Origin of the sequence: Pantoea piersonii (genome assembly GCF_003612015.1) — a bacterium.
GTDB lineage: Bacteria > Pseudomonadota > Gammaproteobacteria > Enterobacterales > Enterobacteriaceae > Pantoea > Pantoea piersonii.
In genome coordinates this window covers 104,170-115,285 of the sequence record NZ_RARB01000005.1, presented here as the reverse complement: position 1 = coordinate 115,285, position 11,116 = coordinate 104,170, and the positions used below count along the sequence as shown (strand labels likewise).

General features: G+C 55.4%; 10 protein-coding genes. 3 read left to right on the top strand and 7 right to left on the bottom strand.

Annotation, left to right across the window (positions count from 1 at the left end; all coding sequences use genetic code 11):
• A complete protein-coding gene (locus tag D7S44_RS14880) occupies positions 1-717 on the bottom strand; it encodes a 4-carboxy-4-hydroxy-2-oxoadipate aldolase/oxaloacetate decarboxylase (RefSeq protein WP_120456133.1) in 717 nt (238 codons plus the stop codon).
• Positions 714-1,454 carry a 4-oxalmesaconate hydratase gene (gene galB, locus D7S44_RS14875; RefSeq protein WP_120456577.1) on the bottom strand — a complete coding sequence of 247 codons (741 nt, stop codon included), beginning with the start codon at positions 1,452-1,454 and terminating at the stop codon, positions 714-716. Before galB ends, D7S44_RS14880 begins: the two co-directional genes overlap by 4 nt.
• Before the next feature lie 126 nt (positions 1,455-1,580).
• Between galB and D7S44_RS14870 the strand changes: the two genes are divergently transcribed.
• The 3 genes from D7S44_RS14870 to D7S44_RS14860 all read left to right on the top strand — a co-directional run bounded on the left by D7S44_RS14870 (position 1,581) and on the right by D7S44_RS14860 (position 5,449).
• Positions 1,581-2,810: a LysR family transcriptional regulator gene (locus D7S44_RS14870; protein ID WP_120456131.1), complete on the top strand. Its 1,230-nt coding sequence runs from the start codon at positions 1,581-1,583 to the stop codon at positions 2,808-2,810.
• 235 nt (positions 2,811-3,045) lie between these two features.
• Positions 3,046-4,425: an MFS transporter gene (locus D7S44_RS14865; RefSeq protein WP_120456130.1), complete on the top strand. Its 1,380-nt coding sequence runs from the start codon at positions 3,046-3,048 to the stop codon at positions 4,423-4,425.
• Positions 4,426-4,468: 43 nt separating this feature from the next.
• On the top strand, positions 4,469-5,449 hold the full coding sequence (locus tag D7S44_RS14860; RefSeq protein WP_120456128.1) for a VOC family protein: 981 nt from the start codon (positions 4,469-4,471) through the stop codon (positions 5,447-5,449).
• 89 nt (positions 5,450-5,538) lie between these two features.
• On the opposite strand, the gene D7S44_RS14855 is transcribed toward D7S44_RS14860, so the two are convergent.
• From D7S44_RS14855 to D7S44_RS14830, 5 genes are all read right to left on the bottom strand, one after another.
• Positions 5,539-6,654, bottom strand: coding sequence for a metallophosphoesterase (locus D7S44_RS14855; protein WP_120456126.1), 1,116 nt, complete (start codon positions 6,652-6,654; stop codon positions 5,539-5,541).
• Between the two features lie 218 nt (positions 6,655-6,872).
• The gene (locus D7S44_RS14850; protein WP_120456124.1) at positions 6,873-7,325 is read right to left on the bottom strand and encodes an acyltransferase; all 453 of its coding nucleotides are present in this window, start codon (positions 7,323-7,325) and stop codon (positions 6,873-6,875) included.
• Positions 7,326-7,607: 282 nt separating this feature from the next.
• Entirely contained in the window at positions 7,608-8,339 is a 732-nt protein-coding gene (gene traT, locus D7S44_RS14845; protein ID WP_120456122.1) for a complement resistance protein TraT, read from the bottom strand.
• 883 nt (positions 8,340-9,222) lie between these two features.
• Complete coding sequence (gene nfsB, locus D7S44_RS14835; RefSeq protein WP_120456118.1) at positions 9,223-9,876, bottom strand: oxygen-insensitive NAD(P)H nitroreductase; 654 nt, start codon at positions 9,874-9,876, stop codon at positions 9,223-9,225.
• Between the two features lie 35 nt (positions 9,877-9,911).
• Positions 9,912-10,913, bottom strand: a complete 1,002-nt coding sequence (locus D7S44_RS14830) for a zinc-binding alcohol dehydrogenase family protein (RefSeq protein ID WP_120456116.1) — start codon at positions 10,911-10,913, stop codon at positions 9,912-9,914.
• Positions 10,914-11,116: the final 203 nt, after the last annotated feature.

Here is an 11,116-nt window from a genome sequence, read left to right as displayed (position 1 = left end):
TCAACTCTTCTGCAGCTCATCCAGAGAATCGACGTAGCGCAACCCCTTTTCTGCCAGCTGCGCGCGCATCTGATAAATATCCAGGCCAAGCTCGCCAGCCGCCAGCCGCACACGCTTACTCTCCTCATTAGCGACGCGCTGCTCCGCAGCCTGCGCCACCGCGGCGGCATCCGCGCGCGGCACGATCACGACGCCATCGTCATCCGCGACCACGATATCGCCCGGATAAACCAGCTGGCCGGCGCAGATCAGCGGAACATTCACCGAGCCCACCGTCGCTTTAACGGTGCCCTGCGCATAGACGGCGCGTGACCAGACGGGAAAGTTCATCTCACGCAGCGTCTGGCTGTCGCGGATACCGATATCCCCTACCAGCGCCACGACGCCGCGCGCTTTTAAGGAGGTTGCGAGCAGATCGCCAAAGAAGCCGTCATAACAATCAGACGTGGGGGCAACGAGCAGCAGATCGCCGGGCTGGCACTGCTCTACCGCGACATGAAACATCCAGTTGTCGCCGGGAGAGACCAATACGGTCACGGCGCTACCTGAAACGGTAACGTTCTGCTGAACAGGCCGCACCCGCACGTCGAGCAGCCCCTGACGCTGCTGCGCTTCATGAACCGTCGCCACGCCATACCGGGCAAACTGTTTTACTAACTCGCTGCTGGCCCGCTCAATATGGCGAACCACGACGCCCTTTTTATTCACCAGACTCATGCCAGATCCTCAGTTACGCGCGGGAACAGACTCTGATACCCTTCGCCGTGGGTGATAACGCGGGTAGAAGTGATGCCGGTATTGCGTTTCGCCTGTACGCCGCGCTGCAACGCCACGCGCGTATAGTATTCCCACAGATGTTCCTGACCGGCCATGCACTGAATGGCTTCATATTTTTTGTCCCAGACGGACGTAATATCGAGCAGCACATCCGGCTTCCACTGGCACTGTTCCGGCTGATGAGGTTCAAAACAGTAAACCGGCGGCGCGCCTACGATGGGTTCGCCCGGACGATAGCCTTCAGCCTGGGCGATAATGCGCGCCTCCTGCGTCAGGTGGGCCGCCAGAGGGTGATCGTAGTTGTAGGGGTCGGCAACCGAGTGTGTCAGCACGAAGTGCGGCTGTACGCGACGAAACACATCCGCCAGGCGGAACAGCGTCTCTTTATCGGCACGCAGCGGATAATCGCCTAAGTCAAAAAATTCGATGCTGGCGCCCAGCACCTTAGCCGCGGCTTCCGCTTCAGTACGACGGTGCTGCTTTACTTTCTCCTCCGTCATATCGCCTTTGCGCCATAACTTCGCTGACTCTCCGCGCTCGCCAAAGGAGAGGCACACTACGTGCACGTCATAACCGCGAGAATGATGCAGGGCAATCGCCCCGCCCGCGCGCCAGACAAAATCAGCAGAATGCGCACTTACCACTAAGGCACTTTTTTTCACTGAGTTTTCCATCATGTTTCCCTGCTGTTGCGTTTTTTTCATCCTGGCACGCGGCTTTTCAGGCGAATAATGCCTTTCATTGCGTCAGCTATGATTTTTATTTATGTTGTGATTACGATCCCGTCTTAACCCCAGGTAATCATGAAAAGAAAACAGGAAGATAATGATATTAAAATCATGCAGCTACGCTCTCTTTGCATGGTTGCCGAAAGGGGTACCGTCTCCAGCGCTGCAGAAAATTTATTTCGGACCCAGTCTGCAATTACGCGTTCTATACGTGATCTGGAACACACATTAGCCGTCCCGCTTTTTGAGCGGCACGCCAGCGGCATGCTATTAACCGAGCATGGCAAATGCGTGTTGCCTCGCGCGCAGCGCGCCATTCAGGAGCTGAATCAGATCCCAGCCCTGCTGGCGCGGTTTAAACAGCGGGAAAGCCTGCGTGATGACGCCGAGCCTGTCTGGCTGTTTAACGTCAGGCGACTGCAAATTTTTTTGCGGCTTTATCATCTACACCATACGCAGAGCGTGGCCAGCCTGTTGAATATCAGCCAGCCTGCCGTCAGCGCCGCGTTAAAAGTGCTGGAGAAAGGCGCGGGTATAGCCTTATTCCAGCGTTCGCCCAAAGGCATGATCCCCTCCGCAGCCGCGCGGGAAATGGCACCGCATATCAGCCGCGCGCTGAATGAAATTCGTCACATACCGGAAGATCTGGCGGCGCAGGCGGGCGTATTGCAGGGCACGGTCAACGTGGGCGCGCTGCCCTTGTGCCGCAGTACCATTTTGCCTCGCGCCATCGCGCGCCTTGTGACGGCGCACCCGGCGGTTAAGGTGGTTACTAACGAGAGCGCCTATAGCGCTCTTGTCACGGAATTACGCGCCGGCGAGGTGGATCTGATTCTGGGCGCGTTGCGCCATGATGAGGAGGTCAACGATATCGCCAGTCAGGTGCTGTTTACCGAGGAGTTAGTGCTGGTGGTTCGGCCGCAGCACCCTTTAGCGGGCAAACCGCTGGCGCCTGCCGATCTCGCCAGCGCTCAGTGGATCTTGCCGCGCGATAATACGCCGGCGCGGCATTTGCTGGATCGCGCTTTCAGAACGCTGGGAATGCCTGCTCCACTGCCGGTCGTGGAGAGCGGCGATCTGGCGATAGTACGCGGACTTCTGATGAACTCCGATATGGTGGCGGCGGTCTCCCGCCATCAGCTGGAATATGAATTGCGCGCCGGCGCTTTGTTGCCGCTGACTTTACCGCTCTCGGACACGCGACGTGAAATTGGCATCACCCTGCGGCATACCGCACTTCACTCTCCCGCTACGCTGGCGTTAATTGATTCTATTAACGCTGAAGCCGCGCCATACGCTTCCTAAACGAAATTCATACGCTACCCGCTTCCGTCCTGCATTACAGGCCCGCTTGCGGCATCTTCAGGGCTGTTATTTGCGTTCTGGAGTATGCCAACTCGCTCACAATATAAACGCAACTCATACCTCTAAAAGCCTTTTTTGACAGACACCCTGCGCCACTCTGCTTACCGTGTAACTGGATTGTTAAAACTCTTACTACGACAAAAACGACCCTCCGTGCCTGACAAGAGAGCTAACCATGAACACAAACAAGCTGGTCGATATCAAGGCCTGGATTGATTCGCGACCCATTTCAGCCTTTCAGTGGCGCGTACTGATCCTCTGTCTGATCATCATTATGTTTGATGGCTACGATGCGGCCGTCATGGGATTTATCGCGCCTGCACTTATTGAAGAGTGGCACATATCCCGCGCGGCTATGGGGCCGATCCTGGGTGCGGCCATGTTTGGCGTCGCCATCGGCGCGCTTATCGCAGGGCCGTTATCCGATCGCTTTGGCCGTAAAAAGATTATTTTGCTCTCGGTGCTGATGTTCTCTGTTTTCAGCCTGGTGTGCGCCTTCGCCACAACGCCCGTGCAGATGGCGCTGATGCGCTTTGTCGCCGGGCTTGGCCTGGGCGCCGTTATGCCTAACTGCGTGACGCTGCTGGCGGAATATATGCCCGAACGCCGCAAGGGCGTCATGATTACGCTGATGTTTAGCGGTTTCAACATTGGCTCGGGGCTGGGCGGATTTATCGCCGCCGCGCTGCTGGCCCACTACAACTGGACGGCCGTACTGATTTTTGGCGGCGCCGTGCCGCTGGTGCTGCTGCCCTTCCTGAGCCTGCTGTTACCTGAATCGGCGTTTAATTTGCTGGTGCGCAGGGCGCCGCGGGAGAAAATCGCCGCGCTCCTGAACCGGATGGGCGGCCACTTCACTCAGGATGCGTCCTTTGTGCTTAATTCACCGCGCATTAACCGCAACAGCACCATTTCTCAGTTGTTCCGGCATGGTTTCGCCCGCGGCACCATCATCTTGTGGGTAACCTACTTTATGGGGCTGTTTGTGATCTATCTGCTGAACGGCTGGCTGCCTACGATTATGCGTTCCGGCGGCATCTCGCTGGAGCAGGCTGCCATTCTGGCGGGTCTGTTCCAGCTCGGCGGGCCGCTGGGAGGAATAATGGTCGGCGCGCTGATGGATAAGCTTAACGCCAGATATGTTATCGGCGTGGTTTACCTGCTGGGCAGCCTCTGCCTGCTGGCACAAGGGCTCTTCGGCTTTTCCGGCGTGGCTCTGGGCGTGTTTATCTTCGTTATCGGCATGTGTATTAACGGCGCGCAAAATGGTTTACAGGTTTACTCGCCCGCCTATTATCCCACCGAAATTCGCGCAACTGGCGTGAGCTGGATGCATGGCATTGGCCGCACCGGCGCGATTTTAAGCTCATCCGTCGGCGGGCTGCTGATGGGGGCGTTTCCAGCCCAGTCGGCCATTTTCTATATTCTGGCCGCCCCTGCGCTATTCGCAGCGATAAGTATCGTGCTGCACCGGAATGTCGCGCTCTCTTTAAAAATTAAAGGAGCGGATTTAAATGACATTCCTTCGCTGTCACAAACTTTAAATAACAGATGAAATCTGGCTTGCACAGCCTGAATACATTAACAGGAATATTATTATGACAAATCACATGGCGGAACCCTGTTTCGATATTGCCCATCTGGCTCACGTTGAGATTTATAGCGATAAATTCGAAGAGAGCCTCGATTTCTTCGTTAACGTTTATGGTCTTACTGTCTCGGCTCAGGATGAGAATCATGCATGGCTGCGCGCCTGGGATGATTACGAATTCCATAGCTTAAAGCTTACCCGCCATCATACGACGGGCGTGGGGCATATAGCCTATCGCGCCAGTTCGGAAGCCGCGCTGATGCGACGCGTGGCGGCGATAGAGGCCAGCCAGTATGAGGTGCTGGGCTGGGTGGATGAGGATCCTGGACATGGGCGCGCTTTTCGCTTTGCCGATCCCTTTGGCCATGTGTTTGAAATCTATTACGACACCGTTCGCTACCAGGCTGAAGAGAATGAGCGCCCTTCGCTGAAAAACCTGGCGCAGCGCTATCATGGGCGCGGTGCCTGCCCGCGTCGCCTCGATCACCTTAATCTGCTGGCGGCGGACGTGCGCGAGTTTAAGAACTTTATGGAGACCTGCCTCGGCTCACGGGTAACCGAGATGATACAGCTGGATAACGGTCGTATTGGCGGTTGCTGGTTCACTATTAATAATAAAACTTACGATCTGGCCTGCACCGAAGAGCACGGCGGCGGCAACGGGCGTCTGCATCATGTGACCTACGCCACCGACTCGCGGGAAGATATTCTGCGTGCGGCGGACATCTTCCTGGAAAATGGCATTCACATCGAGACAGGCCCGCATAAGCACGCGATCCAGGGCACTTTTTTCCTTTACGTCTGGGAGCCTGCCGGCAACCGCATCGAGCTGGCGAACTCAGGTGCCCGCCTGATCCTGGCGCCGGACTGGCAAACCATTGTCTGGACAGAGACGGAACGGAAAAAAGGACAGGCCTGGGGCCTTAAAACCATTGAAACCTTCCATACCCACGGCACGCCGCCGACGCCGAAGCAGCTCAAGGATTAACGCAGATAACCGGCCGTCTTTGCGCGGCCTTATTTGTCTCAGGCTGCTCGCGTCGCCGATCGCTCGCGAGCTATTGCTCTCTGAAAGTCCTACTCCTGCCGTTTCAGCGTAATACGCGTCAATTCTGATGGACGCCCCAACCTCACCGCCATGCCAGGCCAGAGAGCGGTTCCGTTATTGACGTAGAGCTGCATGCCATCCACAGGGTATAACCCCGAGACAAAGCCGCCGTTGGGTTTGGCAAACAGCCGGTCCAGCCCAACGATAAGCCCGCCATGCGTATGGCCTGACAGCTGTAAATCAACCTTTTGCAGCGCATTGCTGCGCGCGTTGCGCGGCTGGTGATCGAGCAAAATGACAGGCGCATTTTCTGGCGCGCCCTCCAGCGCTTTTGCCAGATCGGGGCCGACGGCATGCCTTCGCGATGCCGAGGCATCAGGCAGGCCAGCAATGACCAACCCGGCGTCGCCGCGTTTGATAATGACGTGGCTGTTGAGTAAAGGCTGCAGTCCCAGTGAGGCCAGGTGTTCGGTCCATCGCTGCTGTTCAAAAAAATATTCGTGATTGCCGGTGATGGCAAAAACGCCATCCGGCGCATGCAAATGACGTAACGGCTCCACATCCTCCCTGCGGTTCTGCACGGTGCCATCAATAACGTCACCCGTAACAACAATAAGATCGGCGTTAAGGGAGATCGCCCTCTCTACCATCTTTGCGGCCCAGGCGGCGTTAAAAAGTTTGGTGATATGCAGGTCCGTAAGCTGGAGTAACTGATAGCCTTCAAACTCGCGGGGCAGGTTTTTGATTCTGATGGTGACATCTTTTACCGGCGGCACGCGTATTGCCTGATGCACGCCAGTGGTTGCCAGCACCATGGCAATAAGTGCCGCCAGATAACGCACTGCTGGCGTAATCTCTAACGGATGCCTTATCAGCAGCGAAAACAGCACCACAGCGTCGATCAGCAGCTGCAACAGCGCCAGAAATAATACGGCGCCAAACGCCCAGTTAAACAGAATGGTAAGCGCGCGAGGCATTTCGGGTGAAAAGATGCCGCCTGCGGTAAACCGGCTTATCAGCAGGTATTGCGAGGCCAGCATAACCAGCACAGACAGGATAATTTTTAACATTAGCGGCATCGCTAATGGGAAAACGAAACGCGCGATAACGTACCAGCTCGGTATACTAAAAATCAGATGAAACATCTCTCTTCCCTGTTGGTATGCGCTTATTTAGCGCAAAAAATTAGCCTGAAATAGCCGGGTTAAGCTTGATCAAGATTTGAAGCGTAGCACGAACGCGGCCAGTCGCCGCCTGCGCCGCCTGGTTTCCGGCACAAAACGGCGCGTCAGGATCATGATGAGCCAGGGTTTGCCACTGTCATCGCAGGATTGATGTTGTCAGGCGGGAGAGATAGCCAGCGCTAGAGCGGTCTCAGGAGTTTCGCCGGGTTTCCAGCATAGATCCCTTTGAGAAGCACAGGTTTCGTTACTACGCTTCCAGCGCCAATCACTGCGCCGCTGCAAATTTCCGACGTCAGGATCGTTGCTCCGCTGCCAATAGAGACGCCGTCCCCCAGCACGATCGTTATCCAGCCGTCAGGGGAAGGATCGGGCGCGCCGTTTTTGAACAGATCGTTTGCGAACATTACGCCATGTCCGATAAAGCAGTCGCTGCCCGTCCTGACGTTTTCACAGATAAAGGTGTGTGACTGAATACGGGTTCGGCTGCCGATAACGCATCCTTTCTGTATCTCGACAAAGGGACCGATAAAAACGTCGTCGCCCAGTTCGCAGCCATAAATATTGACTGGCGTGACGATCTTAACGTTGTTCCCTTCTTTAACCTGATGAATGCCGCTTTCCATAATCTGCATGACGCTCTGGCCTTAAAAGAATAAGTTAACCACAGTTAATCAGGCCTGACCGAAAAGTAAAATCCACGGCGCGTAATTGTTTGCCTCAAAGCAGATATAAAGATAATGAGCAGGGGTTAATTTTGCCACGTGGCAAAGCGGGATGAATAAATCTGAGGTCAGCAGCGATAAAATGCTTAAAACCCCGGCCATCCTGTTTCGTCGAAAGAGCGCAGGCATAGCCGGGATTTTTTGATATGCGACGCCGCCTCAGATCGCTGAGGCGGGCCAGAAGCGAGGAAATTACATAATACCGGCGACAGATTTCGCCAGCTGGGCTTCCAGTACCGGTTTAGCCTCTTCAAACTTCAGGTTTACTTTGTTGGCGTTTGATACCACGCGCGTCTGGTATTTCATGCGGTTGCCTTCTTCGCTGCTGGTCTGCAGCTTAATGCCGGCATTACCCTGACGCAGCGCCGCGATATGGTCCGTCGTCACTGCGTTCTTGCTGCGCTCGGAAATCTGCAGATCGGTCACCATGGTATAGTTAACGTCCTCGACCAGCGCATCTGCTGCCATGCCCGCCAGTCCTGCCGCCAGACCTATCCCCAGAATGGCTCCGCCTGAGTTGCTGTTATAAGCAGTGATGCCTGCGCCAAGCGCAGCTCCGGTCGCCGCGCCTTCATAACCTGTTGACAGAAAGCCTTGCGACTGACGCAGATCCATTTTCTCCGCTTTAAGCACGTTCGCCTGAATCCAGTAGTAGGCGGTGTCGGGCGATGAAGTAACCGTATAACCTTTAGCGCGCAGATCCTGCGCCAGTAATGTCTGCAGATCGCTCATATCTTTGTCTGACGTATTACGAACCTGCAGATATACCGTCTTTTCATTTGACGGCTCAAGCCACACGGTTTGGCTCATCTGCGTTTTTACTTCGAGATTACGTTTCTTAATTGCCGTTCCCATTGCGCTGCAACCAGAAAGAATAAGAGAGGATGCGACGACAGCCGCTATAACGGTATTGCGGTTTTTCATTTACTGCTCCTTGTTAAAATTGAAAAACGGGACAGGCTCGCCCCGTGGCGCACTCAGGCGATGAAATTATTTGAGAAGTCATCCTCTGCCGTCAGAGTGGCGGAGAGGTTATCGGTAGCAAGCGGGGAAACTTAAATTTTTTTCACCGGTTCAGACGAACCCGGCATGACGCTTCTGGAACCACAGCACGTTGGGCCTGCCCTGCGTTCATCAGCGCGATCGGTGTAAGGTAACAATCATAAACAGGATGCCATGATCACATTCCTATCGCTCGTTGCACGGAGCGTTCAGTCTGTCTGATCTGATAACTGGCATCATTTAATATGCTTTTCAACGCCCGACGTTAAAAACGGCAAGCCTGTTCAGACAAGATTCTGACTTTTCAGATAGGCCGCAAGTCGATGCTTTAGCCGACGCGTCTGAAAATTCATTTCAGTCCAGACGTATAACGGCGACTTGATGAAAATTTCACGCTCTTCAGCACGGAGTTGCGCGTATTTTTCACAGTGGATACAGCTGTCATAAAACCAGAAATATTCGTCCCGGCTTAAAAGCGCGCGACAGTGCTTACAGTAAGCTCCCATAAATTCCTTATTGTCTGAGGCGTTCGCCAGCGGCCAGCAAAGCGATTGTCGCCTGAATGTCTCACTGCGTCTCTATTGCAGACTGTCACGTGCTCCATAAATAACTGGCGCGTCTCTGTTCCGTCATATTTTGCAGTCTGGCCTGTTGTTCCAAATTACGGGCAGAGCCGCATAAGTAGCAATGCGAATTATCCTCAAATATGCGCTCCTGCGGGCGCAGGCATCGCTTTTTGCCATCTTGCCGTAAATAAAAAACCCGGCCACAGGGCCGGGTTATTGCGTCGCGTTGAAACCACAAATCAGATGAACGTAAAAATATCTTCCTGCGGCAGACGAGATTTTGGCAGCACGGCGTTGAAATCCTGCTCACTGCGGTATCCCAGCGATACCAGCACCACGCTGGTCAGCCCTTTTTCACGCAGGCCGAGCGCCTCATCCAGCACGGCGGTATCAAACCCTTCCATTGGCGTAGCGTCGATATCCAGTAAAGCCGCGCTCAGCAACAGACCGCCCAGCGCCAGATAGACCTGTTTCTCCATCCACTGCGGCAGATCGCGCTGCACGTAGCGATGCATATCAACATAGCCGCGACGACTTTTATCCTGTCCCGCTTTTGCCGCCGCATCGCGGAAACGCCCGTCTTTCTCCTCCTGCTCCAGTACGGTTTGCAGATGGCTTTCGTCCAGGTCGGCCCGCATACAGAGCGCGATAACGTGCGAGGCGTGCAGCACTTTTGGCTGATTATAGATAAACGCGCCGGCAGTGGCGCGGGCGATCGCCTCGCGCCCCTCAGGGGTTGAGGCCACCACGAAATGCCAGGGCTGCGAATTGACCGACGAAGGCGTATTGCGCAGCACATTAAGCAGCGTTTCGATCTGCGCGTCCGGTAGCGAGCGGGAGTCGTCAAAGGCTTTTACGGTATGGCGTTTCGCCACGGCTTCAAGAAGCGTCATTACTCTTTCCTTAATCAGGGTTATTCGCGGTCAGGTTAAAACCCTTCCAGTACAATTTTGCCGCGCGCCCGGTTGCTCTCGATGAGCGCATGGGCGCGACGCAGATTTTCTGCATTGATGGTGCCGTAGTGTTCGCCTTTCGTGGTGCGCAGCGTGCCGTCGTCGATCAGACGGCGTACGTTTTCCAGAATTTCATTCTGGCGCGCCATATCCGGCGTCTGGAACAGCGAACGGGTAAACATCAGCTCCCAGTGCAGCGAAATGGCTTTACGCTTCAGCGGCATCGCGTCAAGCGTTTCAGGATCGTCAATGACCGCCAGGCGGCCCTGCGGCGCCAGCACTTCTACGATCTGCTGATAGTGCTTGTCGGTATGAGTCAGGCTGGCGACGTAGCGTACGCTCTCGACGCCGATTTCGCGCAGCCCTTCCGTCAGCGGACGGCTATGATCGATGACGTCATGTGCGCCAAGTCCGCGTACCCAGTCGGCGGTTTCCGGGCGTGACGCGGTTGCGATAACGCGCAGGCCGGTCAGCTTGCTTGCCAGCTGCGTCAGGATCGAGCCGACGCCGCCGCCCGCGCCGATAATCAACAGCGCCTCGTCTTCATTCTCTTTGACTTCAAGCCGATCGAACAGCAGTTCCCAGGCGGTTAGCGAGGTCAGCGGCAGCGCGGCGGCATCCGCATTGCTCAGCGAGGCGGGCTTATGTCCGGCGATGCGTTCATCAACCAGGCCATATTCGGCATAAGAGCCAGGACGGTCAATGGCGCCGGCATAGTAGACTTCATCGCCGGGCTTAAACAGCGTTACGCTATCGCCGACCGCTTCAACCGTCCCGACGGCATCCCAGCCCAGGATGCGCGGCTGCGTTGTCGGCGCGCCATTGCGCACTTTAGTATCGACCGGGTTAACGGCAATCGCGGCGATTTTCACCAGCAGATCGTGCGCACCCGGCTGGGGCTGCGGCAGTGCGGTGTCGTAGAGCGATTGCGGATCGGCGATCGGCAATCCATTCTGGCTGTAGACGATAGCTTTCATCTCGTTTCCTTTTATCAGTAATGAGTTTTGCTGGTGCTTGGTAACAGGATAGGACGCCTGCGCAGGGAGAAAAACCCGTTGGCGGCAGCAGCAGTTTCACTGCTGGAGTGAAAATCCCGGGGTATTAAGGCTTCTGGCGTAGAGAATCTGGCTAACCGGCGGCAGCGGAAGCGGATAAATAACAGGCAAACGCATCGTTATGG